Source organism: Mesorhizobium sp. KR2-14 (assembly GCF_040049255.1).
Lineage (GTDB): Bacteria > Pseudomonadota > Alphaproteobacteria > Rhizobiales > Rhizobiaceae > Pseudaminobacter.
Genome location: NZ_JBDZDR010000009.1, coordinates 151433 through 172692, shown reverse-complemented (window position 1 = coordinate 172692; position 21260 = coordinate 151433). Strand labels below are relative to the sequence as shown.

General features: G+C 63.7%; 17 protein-coding genes, 1 tRNA gene and 2 rRNA genes. 14 read left to right on the top strand and 6 right to left on the bottom strand.

Features of this window, described 5'->3' with window-relative positions; genetic code table 11:
- The 3 genes from ABLE86_RS20135 to ABLE86_RS20125 form a co-directional block, all read left to right on the top strand.
- Nucleotides 1-97: ribosomal RNA gene (locus ABLE86_RS20135) — 23S ribosomal RNA — on the top strand; the annotation flags it as partial.
- Between the two features lie 92 nt (nucleotides 98-189).
- Nucleotides 190-304, top strand: a 5S ribosomal RNA gene (gene rrf, locus ABLE86_RS20130).
- A gap of 119 nt (nucleotides 305-423) precedes the next feature.
- Nucleotides 424-500 (top strand) — tRNA-Met (locus tag ABLE86_RS20125).
- Nucleotides 501-648: 148 nt separating this feature from the next.
- Here ABLE86_RS20125 and ABLE86_RS20120 read toward each other — a convergent pair.
- On the bottom strand, nucleotides 649-1524 hold the full coding sequence (locus ABLE86_RS20120) for an FkbM family methyltransferase (protein ID WP_348780763.1): 876 nt from the start codon (nucleotides 1522-1524) through the stop codon (nucleotides 649-651).
- Nucleotides 1525-2168: 644 nt separating this feature from the next.
- Between ABLE86_RS20120 and ABLE86_RS20115 the strand changes: the two genes are divergently transcribed.
- The 3 genes from ABLE86_RS20115 (at nucleotide 2169) to ABLE86_RS20105 (ending at nucleotide 9073) form a co-directional block, all read left to right on the top strand.
- Complete coding sequence (locus tag ABLE86_RS20115; RefSeq protein ID WP_348780762.1) at nucleotides 2169-5312, top strand: hypothetical protein; 3144 nt, start codon at nucleotides 2169-2171, stop codon at nucleotides 5310-5312.
- 250 nt (nucleotides 5313-5562) lie between these two features.
- Nucleotides 5563-7710: a peptidase domain-containing ABC transporter gene (locus ABLE86_RS20110; protein ID WP_348780761.1), complete on the top strand. Its 2148-nt coding sequence runs from the start codon at nucleotides 5563-5565 to the stop codon at nucleotides 7708-7710.
- The gene (locus tag ABLE86_RS20105) at nucleotides 7676-9073 is read left to right on the top strand and encodes an HlyD family type I secretion periplasmic adaptor subunit (protein WP_348780760.1); all 1398 of its coding nucleotides are present in this window, start codon (nucleotides 7676-7678) and stop codon (nucleotides 9071-9073) included. The genes ABLE86_RS20110 and ABLE86_RS20105 overlap by 35 nt, the downstream gene beginning before the upstream one ends.
- A gap of 116 nt (nucleotides 9074-9189) precedes the next feature.
- On the opposite strand, the gene ABLE86_RS20100 is transcribed toward ABLE86_RS20105, so the two are convergent.
- Complete coding sequence (locus ABLE86_RS20100) at nucleotides 9190-10002, bottom strand: hypothetical protein (protein ID WP_348780759.1); 813 nt, start codon at nucleotides 10000-10002, stop codon at nucleotides 9190-9192.
- Here ABLE86_RS20100 and ABLE86_RS20095 point away from each other — a divergent pair.
- The gene (locus ABLE86_RS20095) at nucleotides 9969-10886 is read left to right on the top strand and encodes a tetratricopeptide repeat protein (RefSeq protein ID WP_348780758.1); all 918 of its coding nucleotides are present in this window, start codon (nucleotides 9969-9971) and stop codon (nucleotides 10884-10886) included. The genes ABLE86_RS20100 and ABLE86_RS20095 overlap by 34 nt on opposite strands.
- 57 nt (nucleotides 10887-10943) lie before the next feature.
- Here the strand turns inward: ABLE86_RS20095 and ABLE86_RS20090 are convergent, their stop codons facing one another.
- The gene (locus ABLE86_RS20090; RefSeq protein ID WP_348780757.1) at nucleotides 10944-11747 is read right to left on the bottom strand and encodes a hypothetical protein; all 804 of its coding nucleotides are present in this window, start codon (nucleotides 11745-11747) and stop codon (nucleotides 10944-10946) included.
- A 125-nt stretch (nucleotides 11748-11872) separates the two neighbouring features.
- On the opposite strand from ABLE86_RS20090, the gene ABLE86_RS20085 reads away from it, so the two are divergent.
- Nucleotides 11873-13873, top strand: coding sequence for a glycosyltransferase (locus tag ABLE86_RS20085; protein ID WP_348780756.1), 2001 nt, complete (start codon nucleotides 11873-11875; stop codon nucleotides 13871-13873).
- Between the two features lie 65 nt (nucleotides 13874-13938).
- On the opposite strand, the gene ABLE86_RS20080 is transcribed toward ABLE86_RS20085, so the two are convergent.
- Nucleotides 13939-14655 (bottom strand): LuxR C-terminal-related transcriptional regulator, encoded by a 717-nt coding sequence (locus ABLE86_RS20080; RefSeq protein WP_348780755.1) that lies wholly within the window; start codon nucleotides 14653-14655, stop codon nucleotides 13939-13941.
- 127 nt (nucleotides 14656-14782) lie between these two features.
- Nucleotides 14783-16198 carry a deoxyribodipyrimidine photo-lyase gene (locus tag ABLE86_RS20075; RefSeq protein ID WP_348780754.1) on the bottom strand — a complete coding sequence of 472 codons (1416 nt, stop codon included), beginning with the start codon at nucleotides 16196-16198 and terminating at the stop codon, nucleotides 14783-14785.
- Nucleotides 16199-16483: 285 nt separating this feature from the next.
- Here ABLE86_RS20075 and ABLE86_RS20070 point away from each other — a divergent pair, with 285 nt between their 5' ends.
- Nucleotides 16484-16723 carry a hypothetical protein gene (locus ABLE86_RS20070; protein WP_348780753.1) on the top strand — a complete coding sequence of 80 codons (240 nt, stop codon included), beginning with the start codon at nucleotides 16484-16486 and terminating at the stop codon, nucleotides 16721-16723.
- A gap of 31 nt (nucleotides 16724-16754) precedes the next feature.
- Here ABLE86_RS20070 and ABLE86_RS20065 read toward each other — a convergent pair whose 3' ends face one another.
- The gene (locus ABLE86_RS20065; RefSeq protein WP_348780752.1) at nucleotides 16755-17333 is read right to left on the bottom strand and encodes an undecaprenyl-diphosphatase; all 579 of its coding nucleotides are present in this window, start codon (nucleotides 17331-17333) and stop codon (nucleotides 16755-16757) included.
- 620 nt (nucleotides 17334-17953) lie between these two features.
- On the opposite strand from ABLE86_RS20065, the gene blh reads away from it, so the two are divergent.
- Genes blh through ABLE86_RS20040 form a run of 5 tightly spaced genes read left to right on the top strand, consistent with a single transcriptional unit; the run spans nucleotide 17954 to nucleotide 21192 of the window.
- A complete protein-coding gene (gene blh / locus ABLE86_RS20060) occupies nucleotides 17954-19246 on the top strand; it encodes a bifunctional sulfur transferase/dioxygenase Blh (protein ID WP_348780751.1) in 1293 nt (430 codons plus the stop codon).
- Nucleotides 19247-19251: 5 nt separating this feature from the next.
- Nucleotides 19252-19584 carry a sulfite-sensing transcriptional repressor BigR gene (gene bigR / locus ABLE86_RS20055; protein ID WP_348780775.1) on the top strand — a complete coding sequence of 111 codons (333 nt, stop codon included), beginning with the start codon at nucleotides 19252-19254 and terminating at the stop codon, nucleotides 19582-19584.
- Nucleotides 19581-19991: a YeeE/YedE family protein gene (locus ABLE86_RS20050; RefSeq protein ID WP_348780750.1), complete on the top strand. Its 411-nt coding sequence runs from the start codon at nucleotides 19581-19583 to the stop codon at nucleotides 19989-19991. The genes bigR and ABLE86_RS20050 overlap by 4 nt, the downstream gene beginning before the upstream one ends.
- A complete protein-coding gene (locus ABLE86_RS20045) occupies nucleotides 19991-20422 on the top strand; it encodes a DUF6691 family protein (RefSeq protein ID WP_348780749.1) in 432 nt (143 codons plus the stop codon). Before ABLE86_RS20050 ends, ABLE86_RS20045 begins: the two co-directional genes overlap by 1 nt.
- Complete coding sequence (locus ABLE86_RS20040) at nucleotides 20419-21192, top strand: sulfite exporter TauE/SafE family protein (protein WP_348780748.1); 774 nt, start codon at nucleotides 20419-20421, stop codon at nucleotides 21190-21192. Before ABLE86_RS20045 ends, ABLE86_RS20040 begins: the two co-directional genes overlap by 4 nt.
- The last annotated feature ends 68 nt before the right edge of the window (nucleotides 21193-21260 follow it).

Sequence of the window (21260 nt, the reverse complement as noted above, 5' to 3'; positions counted from 1 at the left end):
TGAGAGCCGTGGAAGACGACCACGTTGATAGGCCGGGTATGGAAGTGCAGCAATGCATGAAGTTTACCGGTACTAATAGCTCGATTGGCTTGATCGTTCTCATTACTTGTGTTCATCGCATCACGCATGAACGGCACAAAGACAACTGGCTACGCCAGCAGCTTCTCGAATAAACATGCACTTTGCCGACCTGGTGGTTATGGCGGAGCGGCTGCACCCGATCCCATTCCGAACTCGGCCGTGAAACGCTCCAGCGCTGATGGTACTTCGTCTCAAGACGCGGGAGAGTAGGTCGCTGCCAGGTCTGCTAAGTGCATGGAAATCTTCTCCAAACGAAAAGGCCCGCCACAAACGGGACCCAGGGCCGCAACCCTTCCGGGAGCGGCCTTTTGCTGTAAGTCCGCAAGGGCAAGCCAAAGTTGACGCGGGGTGGAGCAGCCCGGTAGCTCGTCAGGCTCATAACCTGAAGGTCGTTGGTTCAAATCCAACCCCCGCAACCAGACCCAGAAAGCCCCGGCCCAAAGCCGGGGCTTTTTGCGTTCCGAAGCCCCCCGCCGCCGCGCAGCTCAGTCCGGCATGGGAAGGCCTTGACCCCCGATGGGGGAGGGACTGTTCAGTCAGAAGATTGCCTCGCCCAGCGCTTAGCCATCAGCCGCCGTATAGTTTCGCGCATTTCATACCGGCATTGGCGGGCAAAACCTTCCTGGAGATCAGAACGTCCAGGCACCGCAAGACGAGGTCCTTGCTGTCGAAAACGAAATGGGCGAGTGCGGCCAAGCTCTTGATCTCGTTGGTCGGCCATTCAGCGATCCCTCGAAGATCCCTGATATAGACCGCGTCCCCATCGATAAGCTGGCTTCTGTTGCGTGTGATCAACTCGCTGTCGGAGTGAGTGCTATGGATATGCATCGACTTCGGGTTCATGAACTTATGGAGCAGGAAACCCTGTTGCATGAGCTCGCGATGCTGGTCTCCGAGGCTGGGGGCGTCTTTGTAGAGCGGGAAAAAGCTTACCTCCGTTATCACGCAGACAGCTTTGGAAAGCTTTGTTTTTCCGGTTTGGAAGACACTTAACTCGCCGCCCTGGATATCGATCTTCAGCAAGTCGAAATCCGGCAGGTCCGGCATGTCATCCAAGGGAATGCATTGTATCTGCTCGACCCGCTTCAGCGTGGCCAGCTGCTTCCAGCGTTCATTGCCGATGAAGGCAAGCGTTGCGTCGTCGATCTCGAAAGTCGAAGTGAAGCCGCTCGCCTGATATATGTTGAGGTGGTGGGTGCCGGCTTTTCCGACGGCCCGCGGGAAGTAGAGCTCGTTCTCCAGGTTTCGATGTCGAAGGTTTTCGTAGGCTTCCGGCTGCGGCTCGAAGCCGACGACCTTGCAAAGCCTCAAGGCCAGCATGTTTGCGTAGGGCGGATCGTCGACGGGGTTGGCGCCCACGTCGCAGATGACGGGCTGATGCTCGAGCTGGAGGATCGAACTGAACTGTGCACGGCTCACTGTAGCGTGGTCATCAGCGACCAAAGTTCAGTGAGTAGTTTCCGAACCTGCAAGATCAGTGTTTTCCGAACTATAGTCAATCCTCGCGTGCGTAGAGTGCTGTATTCGCAGGCAACTGCATGCGACGGCACCCGACCCATCGGGCAGGGCGAAGAAGCTCTGGCTCTCGTTGAAAAGTCTAACCGTAACAGGGAAGTCAGCGATATGAGCGGTGTCTTTTTTAACGTTGCGGGCGTTGATCCCAACGAGGGCGCAAGTGTCGTGTTCGTTTGGTGCCGTGGCAAAGCCGCGGAGGACTACGCCCTGCTGGGCTCAAGTCACGTGGTGGGTGCCGTCGGCTCCACCCTCCCGCCCGGTATAGTGTCGGGCCAATTCAGCGTTACATTTCTGCTCCCGCCCGGATGCTCGGCCGAGGACATCTTCGTAACCGACGACAAGAATGGCAGCGAACACCTTCCCGGGGTGAGCATAACGCCCTGCCTGGGCGCATGGCCAAATCAGCCGGGGAACGGCTTGACTTCGGATTCGCCGCCCTAAGCACTGCCATCAGCCCACCTCCCGCCAGCCGCATCGTGTTTGCCCGTTAGCAGCGGAGTTGTGTCATGCTTTACAGCGTTCAAGGTATAGATATCGCCGGTACCACCGAGTACATTTATTAGCTCGATGGCGTGACCTATACTCTCCTCGGAAGTACGAGCAATACAAACCCGCTGACGGCGATACCGACAGGGGTGCCCCTGGGCTCTTATTCGGCGCTCGTATATCTTCCAGAGGGCGCTGATCCGGCAAATATTGTTGTCTATAATCAAGCCGGAATACTTCAGACAAATGGAACTGATTTCACTGTAACAGGAATTACGGGCGCCGCGGGCCCCACCGGCGATACCGGAGCCACTGGCGATACTGGCGCCACGGGAGATACTGGCGCGACGGGCGACACCGGTGCCACTGGTGACACCGGTGCCACCGGCGACACCGGTGCGACGGGTGATACTGGCGCGACGGGCGATACCGGCGCCACGGGCGACACCGGCGCGACGGGTGATACTGGCGCCACTGGTGACACTGGCGCGACGGGCGACACCGGTGCGACTGGCGATACCGGCGCCACGGGCGACACCGGCGCGACGGGTGATACTGGCGCCACTGGTGACACTGGCGCGACGGGCGACACCGGTGCGACTGGCGATACCGGCGCCACGGGCGATACCGGCGCGACTGGCGACACCGGCGCGACCGGCGACACCGGCGCAACCGGAGATACCGGTGCCACTGGTGACACCGGCGCCACTGGCGACACCGGCGCGACGGGAGACACTGGTGCCATCGGCGATACCGGAGCCACCGGCGATACCGGCGCAACTGGCGATACCGGCGCGACGGGTGATACAGGTGCGACTGGCGATACTGGCGCCACGGGCGATGCCGGCGCGACTGGCGATACCGGCGCGACGGGAGATACTGGCGCGACCGGCGACACCGGCGCGACGGGAGACACTGGCGCCACGGGCGACACTGGCGCGACGGGAGACACCGGTGCCACGGGTGATACAGGCGCGACGGGAGACACCGGTGCGACGGGAGACACCGGTGCGACTGGCGATACTGGCGCGACGGGTGACACCGGTGCCACGGGTGACACTGGCGCAACGGGCGACACCGGCGCGACGGGAGACACCGGTGCGACCGGTGACACCGGCGCGACAGGCGACACCGGCGCGACGGGAGACACCGGTGCCACGGGTGACACCGGCCCGACTGGCGATACCGGCGCCACGGGCGACACCGGCGCGACTGGCGACACCGGCGCGACGGGAGATACTGGCACGACTGGCGACACCGGCGCCACGGGTGGCACCGGCGCCACCGGCGACACTGGCGCGACTGGCGATACCGGCGCCACGGGCGATACCGGTGCGACTGGCGATACCGGCGCCACGGGTGACACCGGCGCGACGGGAGATACTGGCGCGACCGGCGACACCGGCGCGACGGGTGACACTGGCGCCACGGGAGACACTGGCGCGACTGGCGATACCGGCGCCACGGGTGACACTGGTGCGACTGGCGATACCGGAGCCACGGGTGACACCGGCGCGACCGGCGACACCGGCGCGACGGGTGACACCGGCGCGACGGGTGACACCGGCGCGACCGGCGATACCGGAGCCACTGGCGACACCGGCGCCACGGGTGACACTGGTGCGACTGGCGATACCGGCGCCACGGGTGACACTGGTGCGACTGGCGATATCGGAGCCACGGGTGACACCGGCGCGACCGGCGACACTGGTGCGACGGGTGACACCGGCGTGACGGGTGATACCGGCGCCACGGGAGACACTGGCGCGACGGGAGATACCGGCGCGACGGGCGATACCGGCGCGACTGGCGATACCGGCGCGACGGGCGATACCGGCGCGACGGGTGACACCGGTGCGACGGGAGACACCGGTGCGACGGGCGATACCGGCGCGACGGGAGACACTGGTGCGACGGGTGACACCGGCGTGACGGGTGATACCGGCGCCACGGGAGACACTGGCGCGACGGGAGATACCGGCGCCACGGGCGATACCGGCGCGACGGGCGATACCGGCGCGACGGGCGATACCGGCGCGACGGGCGATACCGGCGCGACGGGCGATACCGGCGCGACGGGCGATACCGGTGCGACGGGTGACACCGGTGCGACGGGCGACACCGGTGCGACTGGCGATACCGGTGCGACGGGAGACACCGGTGCGACTGGCGATACCGGCGCGATTGGCGATACCGGTGCCACGGGTGACACCGGTGCGACGGGTGATGCTGGCGCCACTGGTGACACCGGTGCCACGGGTGACACCGGCGCGACAGGCGACACCGGCGCCACGGGCGATACCGGCGCGACGGGTGACACCGGTGCGACGGGCGATACCGGCGCGACGGGAGACACTGGCGCGACGGGTGACACCGGCGCGACGGGTGACACTGGCGCCACGGGAGACACTGGCGCGACGGGAGATACCGGCGCGACCGGCGATACCGGTGCCACGGGCGATACGGGTGCCACGGGCGACACCGGCGCGACCGGCGATACCGGTGCCACCGGCAAGACCGGCCCGACAGGTCCGACCGGTGCCACCGGCAAGACCGGCCCGACAGGCGCGACCGGTGCCACCGGCAAGACCGGCCCGACCGGCGTGACCGGCGCTACCGGAAAGACCGGCTCGACAGGCGCCACCGGCAAGACCGGCCCGACAGGCCCGACCGGCGCGACAGGCAAGACCGGCCCGACGGGCGCGACCGGCGCGACCGGCAAGACGGGCCCGACCGGCGCGACCGGGGCCACGGGCAAGACCGGTCCGACAGGCGCGACCGGCGCCACCGGCAAGACTGGGCCGACGGGTCCAGCTGGCCCGACGGGCCCGACAGGCCCGAGAGGCCCGGCAGATCCGCCTGGCGGACATACCGGTGGGCATGGATGGCCTGGCTGGCCGAAATGGCTCCCCGGCTGGAGCAATCTGGGGCAGTTGAAAGACCACATGTCCTTCATGCCCGCTCAAAATGCCTATCGAGGCGTAGGGTCGACGGCAGATGGTGTCACGTTCGGCAGTGAAGTGTCTCTCCGGAGCATTGCGCAGGGGCTGAACGGAAACCTGACGCCAACCGATATCGTGCCGCATTGGGGATCGTCGTTGCCTGCAAGCAGCGGAAACACTGCGCTCGCGTCGATCGGAACGACCGTCCAGCAGACCGGTCACTCGGGCACGATGACCTCGCTCAACCTGGAGGACTACGCACGTAAACTGACGATGCCAAAGGACTAAGCCCGAATGGTGAATGGAGACCGGCCTTCGTGGCCGGTCTCTTCACTTCGAGAGAAATCAGCTGGTTTCCTGCTCTTGCCTGCCAGCTTCTACCGAGTGGTCCAAGATGAGCAAAAAACTAGCGTCTGCAGCCGATAGGAATTTCTGCCCGGCTGGGCCGATGCCGCAAGAGGCTGCGGCTGACGGACCTGCAAATGCCGCCGCTGCAAGCCGCGGAGCGCGCCGGGCGGGTGCACGCCTGGCTGCTGCCATGAAAGTTGCCAGCTACTACGGGGCCGATCCTGACCCGCTGAAGCTCGGTGCTGCGGGAGCCGTGCCTTCCCCGGCAGTTCTGACCGACTGGTTTCGCCAGTCGGGGCTGTGGGCACGCTGCGTGCGTCTTACCTTTCGTCAACTGCTGAAGATCGACAGCCCGGCACCTATCCTGTTGCTGCTCGCCGATGGCGATGCTGCCCTGGTCGTCGGCCGTGATCACGAGCATCAGATGCTTCTGGTGCGCGATCCCTGCGCGCCGAACTCGGAAGCGCCGGTAGAAGTCGACGAACTTCGTCTCAGGCAGGTCTGGGACGGCGCAACCATGCTGGTTCGCACCTCACGCCAGGACAATGAAGACGAGGCACCGTTCAACCTCGGGTTGCTTACCCGCCTTGTGTGGGGAGAAAAGACGATCCTGCGCGACGTGGCGATCGGCTCGATCACCATCACCATCCTCAGTGTGATGCCCATCCTGATGATCATGACGACCCTGAACACGGTGGTGATGCATCAAAGCTCCAACACGCTCGCCCTGCTTGTCGTCATCCTGGTGATCGCACTTGCTTTCGAGATGCTCATCGCCTGGTCGCGGCGGATGTTGCTCGTCATTCTCGCCAGCCGCCTGGACACCAGGATGAACCTGGCCATCTTCGTCCGGCTGGTGGCGCTCCCGATGGATTTCTTCGAGCGGAACCAGGCGGGCGAACTGTCTTACAAGGTCAGCCAGCTCTACCGCGTGCGCGAGTTCCTGACAGGGCGGATGATAACGACGTTCCTCGATCTCTCGATGGTTCTGCTGCTGTTGCCTGTGCTGTTCTACATGGAGGCAACGCTTGCATGGACCGTGCTGGCCGCCGCCTGCTGCGTCACGCTGGTCATAGCGGTTTTCCTCAAGCCCCTGGCTCGCATGACGGCCAAGCAGGTCCAGGCAGAGTCGGACAGGGGCTCGACGCTTGTCGAAAGCATCTACGGCATCCGCACCGTCAAGTCGCTCTGCCTGGAAGACAGCCGCGCGGCGGAATGGGATCAGCGGACGGCGAGGGTAGGCGAACTCAACCTGCAGATGGGCAGGCTGAGCAACTGGCCGATGGTACTGGTGATGCCGTTTGAAAAATACACCCAGGCCGGCGTGTTGGCGCTTGGCGCCTATATTGCGCTTACATCCAGCAACCCGCTGTCGCTCGGCGGTTTGATCGGTTTCATGATGCTTGGCGGCCGCGTCGCCGGCCCGTTGGTGAATCTCGCGCGCCTGCTGCAGGATGTGCAAGAGGCGCGCGAGGCGCTTTCGCAGGTCGGCTCCGTTCTCAACCGGCCGACCGAGAAGCGGGCGCTGACCCATGGGTTGCGGCCGAAATTCGAAGGCGCGATCAATTTCGACGATGTCACCTTCAAGTACGAAGGCACCAAGACCCCCGCGCTCGACAAAGTCAGTTTCTCCATCGCGCCCGGCACCATGCTCGGGCTGGTAGGTCGTTCGGGCTCCGGCAAATCCACCGTCACGCGGCTGTTGATGGGTATCAACCGCGAGTATTCGGGGGCGGTCAAGATCGATGGGACAGATCTGCGCGAGATCAATCTGCGCCATCTGCGCCAGAGCTTCGGCGTCGTGCTGCAGGAGAATTTCCTGTTCCGCGGCACAGTCAAGGACAATATCCTCGCCGGGCGACCAGGCCTTAGCTTCGAGGACGCGGTGCGCGCGGCCAGGCTCGCCGGCGCGGAGGAGTTCATCGAGCGCCTGCCGCAGGGCTATGAAACCTGGATCCAGGAAGGCTCGCCCAACCTTTCCGGCGGCCAGCGCCAGCGCCTTGCCATAGCGCGCGCACTGATCGTCGATCCGAAGCTCATGATCCTCGACGAAGCCACCTCCGCGCTCGACCCGGAGAGCGAGGCGCTGATCAACGCCAACCTCCAGCGCATAGCGCGCGGACGCACGATGGTGATCGTCTCGCACCGCCTGTCTTCGCTGCTCTATTGCGACCAGATCCTTGTGCTCGACCGCGGCCAGGTCATCGATCTCGGGCCGCATGATGAGTTGGTCGAGCGCTGCGCCGTCTATCGCCATCTCTGGCTGCAACAGAACCGCCATATAGATCCTCGAGGAAAGGCCCATGCGAACCCGGCTCCGGTTCTCGCCCGCCAATGACAGCGCGTCAGCGGGCGGCGGCCCGCTGCCACTCGCCGCCCTGGAATTCGGCAGTCCTTCGGCTGCGATCATCGCCACTCCGGTGCCGAACCTGGCGCGCGCGATGACCTTCCTGGTCTTTCTTCTGGTCGTTTCGATGCTGGCGGCAAGCGGGCTGATCCGCATCGACAAGATTGTTTCTGCCAGCGGCAAGCTCGTCGCCGAGGCGCCCAACATCGTCATTCAGCCCTTCGATCAGACCATCATCGAGAGCATCGACGTGAGGAAGGGTGACATCGTCCGGAAGGGCCAGGTACTTGCCCGTTTCAACCCGACTTTCAGCACCGCCGATCTTACCGCCCTGAAGGATCAGGTCGATTTGTTCAGTGCCGCGGCGGCGCGATTGCAGGCAATAGGCGACGGCGATGACTACGCGCCCGATCGGACCAATCCGCACGCCAGCCTGCAGATGGCGATCTTCGTCCAGCAGAACAACGAACGCAAATTTTCCCTGGAGAATTTCGACCAGAAGATCGACCAGCTGAAGACGCAGATCGCGGGCGATGAAGCGCAGGCCACCTATTATCGCCAGCGCATCGGCCTCGCCACCAGCATAGAAGACATGCGCCTGAAGCTGCAGGATCTACAGGTCGGCAGCCTGCTCAACACGATGCTTGCAAAGGACGTTCGGCTCACCATGCAGGCTTCGCTTTCCCAGGCGGAATCGGATGCCGCCCAAGCGCGCCGCAAGGTGGCCGCCTTGCAGGCTGAGCGTGAAACCTTCGTCCAGCATTGGAGCAGCCAGAACTCGCAAGATCTCGCAGAGACGCGTCGCAAGCTGGTGCAGGCCCAGCAGGACTATTCCAAAGCCACCCTGCATAGCGAGCTTGTGGTGCTCACCGCACCGCGCGATGCGGTCGTGCTTTCGGTGGCCAAGGTTTCGGCAGGCTCGGTCGTCACCACGGCCGAGCCGCTCATCCAGCTGGTGCCCCTCGACGCGCCGCTTTCGGTCGAGGCCGACATTTCGGGTATCGAAAGCGGCTATGTCCGATCGGGCGACGAGGTAACGATCAAATTCGATACCTTGCCGTTTCTCCAATATGGCAGTGCACATGGCGTGGTGCGCTCGATCAGCGCGGATAGCTTCAGTCCCGAAACCACGGCGCAGGAAGGCGGCACGGCGCTGCCGAACCGGCCAAGCACGCTCTATTACAAAGCCGACATCGCAATCGGAAAGTTGTTGCTGCACGAGACGCCGCCTGGCTTTCGCCTCATGCCTGGCATGCCGTTGACCGCCGATGTGAAGGTCGGGACGCGCTCCATCCTGGCCTACTTCGTCAACAAGATCCTTCCCGTTGCCTATGACAGCATGCGCGAGCCGTGACTCGTATGACCGGATTGAACCTACTGGCCACGCCATTAGACCGTCTCGCATCCCGCTCGGCGAGGTGGGCACGCTCGCGTGCGCAACGCCTCGCGGAGAAGGAGCCGGAGCGATCTCTAACCCTGTTCGTTGCGGCGGCCGAACGAGGCGATGCGGAAGCGGCGTTTATCGTCGGCGAGCGTTACCTTGGAGGCAACGGCACGGTGCAACACCAGGCTTCCGCGGCTCGCTGGTATCATCGCGCTGCCAAGGCCGGCCACGTGCGTGCGCAGTGCCGTCTGGCCCAACTCCATCTGTTCGGTTTGCCGCAGGCTGCGGTGGAGCAGGGCGGCGGTTTGTTCGAGCCGGTTGCGGCGCAGAATGCCGAGCCCGATTACCATGCGGCCGCGCTCTGGGCGCGTCGCGCGGCCGAGGCGGGTGCACCGGATGCGCAGGCAATGCTCGCCTTCATCCTTTCGTCCGGACCCGATGATTTGCGCGATCCAGACGCAGCGTTCAGCTGGTACCGCAAGTCGGCCCGGCAGGGTTGCCCGCAAGGCAGGCTTGGCTATGCCATTGCGCTGATAGTACGCGCGAACAGAACGACCATGACGATGGCCGCCCATGCCGAGCTCGCCCGCGCCGCGGAAGCAGGCTTGCCCACCGCGCATTACCTGCTCGGCGTAAGCGCCGAACGCGATGCTGGCGCGCCGAACGATGCAAAGGCGCGGCATCACTTCAAAGTCGCCGCGGAGGCCGGGCACGGCAACGCCCAGGCCAGGCTTGGCATGATGCTGCTCGAGGGCCGCGGGGGGCCGGCCGATCCGCTCAACGGCGAAAGCTGGCTGCGCCGCGCCGCTGTCGGCGGCGACCGCGACGCGGCAGCCATGCTCGGCGATATCTATGCCCGTGGCGGGTGCATGCCGCCGAACTACGCCGAGGCCGCGCACACACCGCGGCCGAGCGCGGGCACGGAGCGGCGGCGCGTGCGCTTGGGATGCTTTATCTTACCGGTGCTGGCGTCGTGCGGGACGCGGACGAGGCAGCCATCTGGTTCAATCGGGCGGCTGAGGCCGGCCATCAGGAAGCCCAAACCGACCTCGCGGTACTGTTGCAGACGGGAGAGGCAGCCTCGCTCGAGAGCGAACCACCGCCCGTGCATGAGTGGTTCAAGCGCGCGGCCGAGCAAGGCGACCTGATCGGCGCGTTCAACTACGCCGTCTGTCTAGCTGAAGGCGTGGGCGAACCCCGCAACGACGAGCTTGCCGCTTTCTGGCTGAAGCGCGCTGCGGCGGGAGTTCCGAACGCGCAATACTGGTTTGGCCGAATGCTTGTCGAGGGCCGCGGCGTGGCAAGGGACGATGCCGAGGCCGCGATCTGGCTTGCCCGTGCCGCAGAGGCCGGTTTGGCGGACGCACAGGTGGCGCTTGCGGAGCTGCTTGTGGTCGGCCGCGGCGTGCCGCGCGATCATCAACTGGCAAGATCCTGGCTCCTGCGCGCAGCGAGCGGAGGGCACTCGGGCGCAATGTTCGCTCTGGGCGTCCTTCACGGCGGCGATCATGATCTTGAGACCGATCATCAGGAGGCCCGGCGCTGGTTCGCTCAGGCCGCCGACCAAGGCCACCCGACGGCTGCCGTGATGCTTGCGCGCTATGCGGTGAAAGGCTTGGGCGGGCCGCAGGATATGGAAGCAGGAAAACGTTGGTATGCGCATGCGGCTTCCCTCGGAGCAGCCGAGGCGAGCGACGAGCTCGCCGCACTCGAGCGCGTGCCGCTTCGCCAGACGGAAGCGGTGCCCGGAACGGCTTCGCTGGCGGATATGGAAAGGGGGTAGGGGAATGGCATCACTCGACCTCGGCAAAAGCAGGGGCCCATCCGAAACGGCGTCCGCTCAGGGGTCGGCGAAAAGCTCGCCCAGTCGCGCCGGCAAGAGGCCAGGCGCGTTCAGATCCGTGCAGCTCTTTTTCCAGAAGTCGAGGTAGTCGTGCAAGGGAACGCCGCTCCGCTCCGGCCATCGGTTCAGTGCTCCCAAGTCCGCGACCATGGCGGGATCGCCTTCCAGAAGATCGAGCATCGTCAGCACCGCGCCGCGCGCGGAAGCAAGGCCACCCTGCTCGTCGAGGAAAGGCTTCTGGCTCTTGAACCAGGCACTGAACCCCGCCGGAACGCGTTGTTCCTGCGCAGTCTTGCGATAACCGGTCACAAGAGCTTCCCGGTAGTTCCGGATGGAGCTGGCGTATTTCGCGTCGTTCGGGAAGGGAGGTGCGCGCATCCAGTCGTCGGCCAGGAGCCGCAGGCCGCGCAGCGAGAAGGCTTCGGCCAGCGCTTCCTCTATCCACTGGCAGGGGTTGCGCGGCTTGGCATCCCGCTGCCAGCTGTTGCAGAACACGTGGCCGAATTCATGCCCGAACTGATAGGCGAGATTGCACCAGTCGCGAGTGCCGACGATGACGTTGATCCAGGCGGTCGTCGGCTTGTCGGTGTGAAGCCAGATAGAGGGATTGCTCCCCGACTTGTCGTCGACGCGAAGTCTTTGGGGCTGGCGGTCGGAGAGCAGGGCAACATCCGCCAAACAGGCCCTGCGCATACGCTCGATCACTGCGGCTGCATCTGCAGGCGCGGATCCGCCCCACTCACCCCCAAGCTCCAGTTCGGCGTTGAGCAGCGTCACGTTCGAAGAAGTGGGGCGCGCCATGGCATTCTTCAACGGAAGCGCTACGCCAATCCCGAGCAAAGACAGAAAATGCCGTCTCTTCATGGGATGGCCGCAGGCGGGCATGAGTGCACCTCATCATCCAGCTCTTCTCGACGGAGTATACGATGACCACCCCAAGCCGGAAAGTTTGCCTGAACATGATCGTCAAGAACGAGGCGGCGGTGATCCGCCGGTGTCTCGACAGTGTGCGGCCGATCATCGACTACTGGGTGATCGTCGATACCGGGTCCACCGATGGCACCCAGGACATTATCCGCGAGCACATGCGCACCCTGCCCGGCGAGTTGCACGAGAGGCCCTGGCGCGACTTTGCCCACAATCGCTCCGAAGCCCTCGATCTGGCCCGCGGGAAGAGCGAGTACACGCTGATCATCGATGCGGACGACACCCTGGAGATCGGGCCCGGCGGAGGTCTTCCTCCACTGGCGGCAGACTCCTACTCGATAGACATTGCCGATACCACGATCGCGTACCGACGCACGCAGCTGGTGCGAAGCGCCCTGCCGTGGCGCTACGAAGGCGTTCTGCACGAATACATCACCTGCGATGATGCCGGCCCTTCAGGGCACCTCTCCGGGATCCGCATGAGACGAAACCACGACGGTGCGCGCCGGAAAGACCCGCAGACCTATCGGCGCGACGCTGCGGTGCTTGAGGCCGCGCTGGAGACGGAGACCAGCGCGTTCCTGCTCTCGCGCTACCGGTTTTACCTTGCGCAGAGCTACCGCGATTGCGGCGAGCGCGGAAAGGCGTTGGAAAATTACCTGATCAGGGCCGAGATGGGGTTCTGGCCGCAGGAAGTATTCGTCAGCCTCTATTATGCGGCCCAGCTCAAGGAGTGGCTTGGCCATCCCGAGCAGGAGGTGATCGATGCATATGTTCGCGCGTCGAATGCCTTGGCAACCCGATCCGAGGCCCTGCACGCAGCGAGCAAATTCTGCCGCCACAGGAAGCGCTACGAGGAAGGGTACCAGCTTGCGAAGCGGGGATTGGCCATAGCCATGCCGGCCGACGGGCTGTTCGTCGAGCGCTGGATCTACGAGACCGGCCTTCTGGATGAGTTTTCTGTCAACGCATACTGGTCAGGGCACTATGCGGAGAGCCTCGACGCCTGCCTGAAAATCCTCGCGACGGGAAAACTCGCGGGCACCGATCTTTCTCGTGTGGTGTCGAACGCCCGGTTTGCGAGCGGACGATTGACGAAGGAGCCGGACCTGGGATCGGCGGCAGCCAAGAGCTTCGCGGAACAACATGCCCTGATGCCGCCGAGATGGCTCCATTCGCGCGTAGCTGGATCGCCAAGGGTGCTTCTTGCCATCTTGGCCAAGCAGAAAGAGGAGTTTCTGCCGCGATATCTCCGGTGCATCGAAGCGCTCGAATACCCGAAGTCTTCCATCTTCCTGTACATCCGCACCAACAACAACACCGACGGAACGGAAGGTATCCTGCGCGATTGGGTGGGACGTGTGGGGCATCTCTACGCCGGTGTTGAATTCAATGCGGAGGACGTTGAGACCCGCGTCGAGCAGTATGCCGTGCACGAATGGAACCCAACGCGGTTCCGGGTTCTCGGCGAAATCCGCGACATCAGCCTGAGGCGCGCCGTCGAGAATGATTGCGATTTCTACTTCGTGGCCGATGTGGACAATTTCCTGATACCCTCCACACTGCGCGAGTTGCTTTCGCTAAATGTTCCGATTGCCTCGCCATTGTTGCGATCCATGAATCCTCATTTGATCTATTCGAACTTCCATGCGGAGATCGACGAGAATGGTTACTACAAGGACTGCGACCAGTATTACTGGATTTTGAACAGATGGATTCGCGGTGTCCATGAGGTGCCAGTCGTTCACTGCACCTATCTCGTACGCTCGGACGTCGCAAAGAACCTGCGATACACCGATGATACCGGCCGCCACGAATACGTAGTGTTTTCGGAAAGTGCGAGAACCGGCGGGATTTCACAGTATATCGATAACAGGCAGGTCTATGGATACCTGGCATTCGCCAAGGGCCATGAGTATCACGTGCCGGAAGGAACTGACGCGATAGCAAAATATATCGACGAATATCTAAGATCCGGACATGATTCCGGTAAGATCTAGCGTTTACTTGAAAGCGCCTGTGGCAGCGTCTGCCACGAACCCAGCGGCTGACTCTGCGACGGAGCTTATTCGTCAGGGGCTGAGGTGTCCGTCGCGTTCCAGGACCTGGCAAGCGCCAGCCTGGTCAAGGCCGGCAGAGATTTCACGCCTGCCTTTTTCATGATGGCGGAGCGATGGTTCTCGACCGTGCGTCGACTGATGCCGAGATCCGCAGCGATGTTCTTGCTTGGGTGCCCGGCGAGTACCAGTTCCATGATCTGCACCTGCCGGGGTGTCAGCCTTGAGATATGGCTGCCGGAAAACTCTTCCGGGTCGGGTGGCCTGAACCCTCGCCTTGCCCACTCAAGCGCACGCTCGAGCCCAAGCAGCAATTCGTCGCGTTTGACCGGTTTTGAAATGAAGTTCGATGCGCTTATCTTTATGACCTGGATGGCCATCGACATGTCACTCTTGCTGGCAATGACGATGGCAGGCGACCAACGGCAAGTTTCATCCGGTGGATGCAGACGGCAGGCCTCGAGATAATCGTCGGGCGTTCCATGGTCCTCGACGGTCCAGCCAGACTGCACAAGGATCCTGCGAATCCTGTCGCGAACCTCATGGTCGTGGTCGACAATGAATATGAGCGGGCGTTCCGGAGGATGACCCGGCTGTAACACGGGCGCATAGCCTGTGGCCGCCGGATCATATCCCGCGAGAAGGAGCCTTGGCTTTGTCTCATCTTGAGTGGACCCGGGCGCCGTCGCGCGCAATCTCTTCGGTCGAGGTCGTTGCTTTGGCATACTTCCTCTTCCCTCTTAGGTTTGGGTACACCGCCAAGTAGGTTTCTACCTCTGGATGTCAAGTGCAAAAAAAATGCCAGCACAGGTAGTGAGAGCGAGCCCGCGCCCAGCCGCGGATGTCGGCAAGCTATGATACTGCTCGGGCCCGCATTGCGCGGTCTCGCGAGGCCTTCAGGTCGACGAGCGGGCGTGGGTAGGTTTCGCCCAGGATCACGCCGGCGGCCGTGAGCTCGTCTTCGGGGGCTTCGAACGGGCGGTGCACCCAGGTGGCGGGCAGGCCGGCCAGTTCAGGCACCCAGCGTTTGACATAGGCGCCGTCCGGGTCGAACCGCTGGCCTTGCAGGACGGGGTTGAAGATGCGGAAATAGGGCGCGGCGTCCATGCCGCAGCCGGCCACCCACTGCCAGTTTCCTGGATTACTGGCCATGTCCGCGTCGACCAGCGTGTCCCAGAACCATCTTTCGCCCAGCCGCCAGTCGATGAGCAGGTTCTTTGTCAGCAGTGACGCCGCCAGCATTCGCACGCGGTTGTGCATCCATCCGGTTTCCCAAAGCTGGCGCATGCCGGCATCCACGATCGGGAACCCGGTGAGACCCCGCTGCCAGGCACGCAGCGCAGCTTCGTCGTTGCGCCATTCCAGGCTGGCCAGGCTGTCGCGCATGTCGAGGCTGGCGATATCGGGGCGATGATAGAGTTGGTGATAGTTGAAGTCGCGCCAGATCAGCTCGGAAAGGAATTTTTCCACCTGCGCTGCCTTTACCGGGTCTTGTGCCGAGACGGCGCTGGCGGCGTGCCACACTTGCCTGGCGCTGATCTCGCCGAAGCGCAGATATGGCGATAGCGATGAGGTTCCGTCGATGGCCGGGCGGTCGCGGTTCTCGGCGTAGCCGGCAAGGCAATTGTCCAGGAAGCGCAGCAGAGCCGCGCGGGCGGCCTCTTCGCCCAAGAGCCAGTGTTTCGCGAGCTTTTGCGACCAGGTCGGCTCGCCGGTGGGGGGGCCTTCAACAGCCGAGGAGGTCGCGGTTGTTAGGGAGCCTGCCTTCGGGTGAGAGAGTGGAGGCGCCACGAGATGCTGGCGTACTGCCTTGGCGAAAGGGGTGAAGACCTGGTAGGGCCCGCCGCCGCCGGTGCGAACTTCCCAGGGCTCGACGAGCACATTGCCGGGAAAGGATGCGGCGGCGGCTCCGTTTTCGCGCAGGGTTGTTTTTATGGCGGCGTCGGTTTCACGCTCGGCGGGCGCATGTCTGCGGTTCCAGCATACGAAAGCCGCCTTCAGGCGCGCGGCCTGCTCCGGCACGATTTCCCTGGCGTCGCCGGTCTCGACCAGAAGCTCGATGCCCGCTTCAGCGAGACTGTCCCGAAGCGAAGCGAGGCTTCTTTCCAGCCACCAGCGCGCCGCGCCCCCGGGAGGCCTGAGACCGGGAGCGGTCTCGTGAACATAGAGCGCGACCACGCCTGCGCCGCGGGCGATTGCCGACGCGAGCGCGGGATTGTCGGCTAGGCGCAGGTCGTTGCGCAGCCAGACGAGCGAACAGCCACTCATGCTGGTTTCCATCTCTCCGCGAGGGTCCTGGTCGATCATGTCATCTGGTGGTCGGCGGCAAAACCCGCCGTAACGATGTTCACGTTATGGAACCGGAAAACCCTGCGGCAAGGATAATTTGGATGAAACATGCATATCCGCAATGGGTATTGTCCGTAAAAGACCTGTCATTGGTCGGGCATTGTCTCGAATAGACGCCACCGTCGGTGGTGTGCAACATTGCCATGTCGGCACCATTGCTGCCGATTGCCGGGGGGCTGCAGACAATCCAATTGGGAGAACGGGATGACTTCCCACAGTCACCGGCAATATCTTTCGTCCTCTGACATGGCGCTCATCGAGCAGGTCCTGGCCGACGCCGGCTTCGTTAAGGGTGTGCCCTCCGAAAAGGGACGAGATGCAGCGAAATTCCTCACGCGGAAGTTTCAGGACGGCGTGGTCGACGGGGCGGGGCTTGCCAAGGCCCTGAGGGGGCATCTGGTGGCGCTTGAGTTTCAGCATCGCCGCAGGACCGCCCGGTGGTGACCTAGCCTTGCCGGGCCGGGGCACGGAGCTCCTATGTTTTGCTGAACGGCGCCAGGACAAGCCTCTCCATGCGCTCCGCGAGAGACAGCAACTGCGCGCCGTGGCGATCCATGATCCAGAGCGAGGCCATGGCCGCCAATACGGCGAGCACGATGGAGCCGAGCATGTCGAGAGGGTAGTGGACGCCGATATAAATTCTCGACCAGGCGACGATGATGCCCGCCGCCGTCGCGATCCAGGCGGCTCCCTTGCGCCTGACCATGAACAGCACTGCTGCACAGGTGGCAAAGGCGAGCGCGTGATTGCTGGGGAATGAGGAGTTGGGGCGGTGGTCGACCAATGCGTGGCCGAGACCGACCATGAAGGGGCGAGGCCTGAAGAAGACCAGCCCGACAATGGCGCTCATGACGATGGCGATTGCCAGCGCGGCGCAGAGAGCTATCGCGGTGAGCCGATTGCGGCGCCCGCCGGAAATCCAAAGGCCGGCCAGGCCGAGTGGAATCAGCAGGACGAGAAACCTGGTTATGAAAATAGCCAGCCACGCCACCGTGGCGTTGGGCGCCGAGCCGGCATTCAGGAGCAGGAACAGATCATTATCGAATTGGAACATGCGCGGTCTCAGGGGCGCCACGATGGTCATCGTAGGCGCTCAACAAATTATTAATCGACCAATCAGTTTTCTTGTTCGGCCAGTGAAACCACTTCGCCTTGCCAGCGGATTTGGATGGCATTGCGGCGAAATTTCCGCGCACCGGCGGACGGTGGTTCGGTGCGGAGATGGGGGAGGACGAGCCATCGGGAACCGGTGCTCTGACCGGGAAGGCGGCCACGCCGCCCGTGGGTGGCGACTCCGGGTGGGGTGTTGGGGGAACCGGAGCCGCCTGCATGAACTTCAGGGAGAATTTCATGCGTCGTGACCCTGCCTGACGCAGGGTTAACGACACTTAAACCGAACCCTTAAAATGATAAGGCTATCGAAGTTTTTCCACAGCCGCTTTTCTTCCGACGATCCTGAAGGGGTGGCGGCGGGCTCGGACCGGCACCGCTCGTCGCGAATTTTTGTGGGATCCGCCGGCTTGCCTCGACAATTGCGGAAAGATCCGACGGGCGCCTGAGGCGCTTTTTCCTGGCCGGTCCATTGCGCATGCGCGGTTTGGGAAAGCCTCTTGTCATTTAGACAAAATACAATATATGAGAACGTATATTGAGTTCTGGAAAGGGAAGCTACCCATGCAGACGATCAAGATCGACGAGCGGCTCTCTGTCGCCGGACAACCGCAACTCGCCGATTTCGCGCGGCTGGCGGAAGAGGGGGTTTCGAAGCTTGTCAACGTGCGCCCCGATGCCGAAGAAGCCGGACAGCCCGGAACGGCCGCCGAAAGGCGCGCGGCCGAGAGCGCGGGTATCGGCTATGACTTCATCCCCGTCACGGGACCCACGATCACCGAGGCCGACATTCGTGCCTTTCAGGCGACAGTTGCACAGGCCAAGGGCCCTGTGGTGGCGCATTGCAAGAGCGGCGCGCGAGCGCTGGCGCTGTATGCCTTGGGCGAAGTTCTCGACGGCCGCATGAAGGCGGATGAGGTGCTGTCTTTCGGCAAGGCGCACGGCCTCGACCTTTCCATGGCCGCCAACTGGCTGGCGCGCGACCGCAAGCATCCGGACGTGGAGGCGTTCTTCGACCCGCGCACCTGGAGCGTGCAATATGTGGTGACCGATCCCGAGACGAAGAAATGCGCCATCGTCGATCCCGTGCTCGACTTCGACGAGAAGTCCGGCTCGACCTCCACGGAAAGCGCCGACGCCATTCTCGCCTATGTCGAGAGAGAGGGGCTGAGGGTCGAATGGATTCTCGACACCCATCCCCATGCCGACCATTTTTCGGCCGCCCACTACCTGAAGCAGAAGACCGGCGCGCCGACCGCGATCGGCGAGCATGTCGTCGACGTCCAGAAGCTGTGGAAGGAGATCTACAACTGGCCCGAGTTGAAGACCGACGGCTCGCAGTGGGACCGGCTGTTCGCCCATGGCGACAAGTTCAAGGTCGGCAATATCGAAGCGCATGTGCTGTTCTCGCCCGGCCACACGCTGGCCTCGATCACCTATGTGATCGGCGATGCGGCCTTCGTGCACGACACGATGTTCGTGCCCGACAGCGGTACGGCGCGCGCGGACTTTCCGGGCGGCAGCGCGCAGGTTTTGTGGCGCTCGATCCAGGACATCCTGGCGCTGCCCGACGAGACCCGCATCTACACCGGGCATGACTACCAGCCCAACGGCCGTGCGCCGCGCTGGGAAAGCACGGTGGCGGAGCAGAAGCGCGCCAACCCGCATATCGCCGGCATGGACGAGGCCTCCTTCGTGAAGATCAGGGAAGCGCGCGACAAGACGCTGCCGATGCCGAAGCTGATCCTGCACGCGCTGCAGGTCAATGTGCGGGGTGGCAGGCTGCCGGAGCCCGAAAGCAACGGCCGGCGGTATCTGAAATTCCCGCTCGATGCGCTGGAAGGAGCAAAATGGTGAACGTGATGGAAAACATCCGGCCGGTGGGCAAGCCTCTGGCCGACATGGCGGCGAGCGCCGGAGAGGTGGCTGTGCTGCTCAAGACGCTGGCTCACCCTGTGCGCCTGATGCTCGCCTGCACCCTGGTGGAAGGCGAGTATTCGGTGGGCGAGTTGGAAGAAAAACTCGACATCCACCAGCCGACCCTTTCGCAGCAGCTTACCGTGCTGCGCCAGGCCGGCATCGTGGAAACGCGCCGCGAGGGCAAGCAGATCTTCTACCGGCTAACGGAGGAGAAGGCCGCCCGCCTCATCGAGGCGCTCTATGGCATCTATTGTAATGAAGGAGAGCGGGCATGACCGCATACTGGCCCTCGCTCGCAGGCGGGATGCTGATCGGGCTTTCCGCCGCAATCCTGCTTGTGCTCAACGGACGCATCGCCGGCATCAGCGGCATCGTCGGCCGCCTGGCCTGCGGGATCAACATTTCCACCAACCTAGCCTTCGTCGTCGGCCTTCTGCTCGGGCCGGTGCTGTTCCTGTCGCTGTTTGGGCAGTGGCCGGCGGTGACCGTCACGGTTGCCTGGCCGATCATCATCGTCGCCGGCCTGCTGGTTGGCTTCGGCACGCGCATGGGCTCGGGCTGCACGAGCGGCCATGGCGTGCTCGGCCTGGCGCGGTTTTCGCCGCGGTCCTTCGTGGCAACGCTGACCTTCCTTGCGGCCGGCATCGTGGCAGTCGCCATTCTTCGGGGGCTTGGACTCTAATGGCACGTTCGGCACAGATTTTCGTAGCGCTCGCCGCGGGCGTGATCTTCGGCTTCGGCCTGGCGCTTTCGGGCATGCTCAACCCGGCGCGCGTGCAGGGCTTCCTGGACATTTTCGGCAACTGGGACCCGAGCCTGGCCTTCGTTCTTGGCGGAGCCGTCATCGTGGCGTTCGGCGGTGTGACGCTTGCCCGGCGTATGAGCCGCCCCGCCTTCGAGCCGGCCTTCCACCTGCCGGAGATGAACCGGATCGACGGCCGGCTGATCCTGGGCTCGGCGATCTTCGGCCTGGGCTGGGGGCTTGGCGGCTTCTGCCCCGGCCCGGCCGTCGCGTCGCTATCGCTGGGCATTTGGCAGACCGCGCTTTTCGTTGCCGCAATGGTGACGGGGATGGTTGTCCATGACCGCCGCTATCGGAGGCTCCGGTCATGACCGGGACAATGCTGAGCGCGGTCGGCTCGGGCAGCCTGGTCGGCTTCATGCTCGGCCTGGTCGGCGGTGGCGGCTCGATCCTCGCCACGCCGCTGCTGCTCTATGTCGTCGGCGTGGCCAGCCCGCATGTGGCGATCGGCACTGGCGCGCTGGCCGTGTCGGTCAATGCCTTCGCCAATTTCACCGGCCATGCGCTGAAGGGCAATGTTTGGTGGCGCTGCGCCATCGTCTTCGCCGTCATTGGCACGCTCGGAGCCCTGGTTGGCTCGAGCATTGGCAAGGCGATGGACGGACAGCACCTGCTTGCCCTGTTCGCGCTGCTGATGATGGTTGTGGGCGGCCTGATGCTGAAGCCGCGCCGGGACCGGGGCTCGGCGCAACGGCCGGTGGACCTGCGCATGTGCCTGATGACGGCGCTGGTCGCGCTGATGGCCGGCATGGCCTCCGGCTTCTTCGGCATCGGCGGCGGCTTCCTCATCGTGCCGGGGCTGATGTTTGCCACCGGCATGCCGATGTTCAGTGCCGTGGGCTCCTCGCTGCTGGCCGTGGGCGCGCTCGGTCTTGCCACGGCGGTGAACTATGCCGCGTCGGGCCTCGTGGACTGGCCGCTGGCGGCCGAGTTCATCGGCGGCGGTATTCTCGGTGGCTTCGTGGGAACGGCGCTTGCCGCAAGGCTTGCCGGCAAGAAGGGCCTGCTCAACCGGATCTTCGCGGCGATCATCTTCGCGGTCGCGATCTACATGCTGTGGAACAGCCTCGCGGCGCATTGAGCTGCCCGGGCCGGCGCGGCTGGTAGGGGGCGACCGAGAAGAAAAAGGCTTCCGCCGAGACCGGCGGA

Bases quoted from the DNA above. Each gene is read 5' to 3' on its own strand.
- ABLE86_RS20110 (WP_348780761.1), top strand. From the start codon at position 5,563: ATGAAAGTTGCCAGCTACTACGGGGCCGATCCTGACCCGCTGAAGCTC.
- ABLE86_RS20105 (WP_348780760.1), top strand. From the start codon at position 7,676: ATGCGAACCCGGCTCCGGTTCTCGCCCGCCAATGACAGCGCGTCAGCG.
- ABLE86_RS20090 (WP_348780757.1), bottom strand. From the start codon at position 11,747: ATGGCGCGCCCCACTTCTTCGAACGTGACGCTGCTCAACGCCGAACTG.
- ABLE86_RS20085 (WP_348780756.1), top strand. From the start codon at position 11,873: ATGACCACCCCAAGCCGGAAAGTTTGCCTGAACATGATCGTCAAGAAC.
- ABLE86_RS20080 (WP_348780755.1), bottom strand. From the start codon at position 14,655: ATGCCAAAGCAACGACCTCGACCGAAGAGATTGCGCGCGACGGCGCCC.
- ABLE86_RS20075 (WP_348780754.1), bottom strand. From the start codon at position 16,198: ATGAGTGGCTGTTCGCTCGTCTGGCTGCGCAACGACCTGCGCCTAGCC.
- ABLE86_RS20070 (WP_348780753.1), top strand. From the start codon at position 16,484: ATGACTTCCCACAGTCACCGGCAATATCTTTCGTCCTCTGACATGGCG.
- ABLE86_RS20065 (WP_348780752.1), bottom strand. From the start codon at position 17,333: ATGTTCCAATTCGATAATGATCTGTTCCTGCTCCTGAATGCCGGCTCG.
- blh (WP_348780751.1), top strand. From the start codon at position 17,954: ATGCAGACGATCAAGATCGACGAGCGGCTCTCTGTCGCCGGACAACCG.
- bigR (WP_348780775.1), top strand. From the start codon at position 19,252: ATGGAAAACATCCGGCCGGTGGGCAAGCCTCTGGCCGACATGGCGGCG.
- ABLE86_RS20050 (WP_348780750.1), top strand. From the start codon at position 19,581: ATGACCGCATACTGGCCCTCGCTCGCAGGCGGGATGCTGATCGGGCTT.
- ABLE86_RS20045 (WP_348780749.1), top strand. From the start codon at position 19,991: ATGGCACGTTCGGCACAGATTTTCGTAGCGCTCGCCGCGGGCGTGATC.
- ABLE86_RS20040 (WP_348780748.1), top strand. From the start codon at position 20,419: ATGACCGGGACAATGCTGAGCGCGGTCGGCTCGGGCAGCCTGGTCGGC.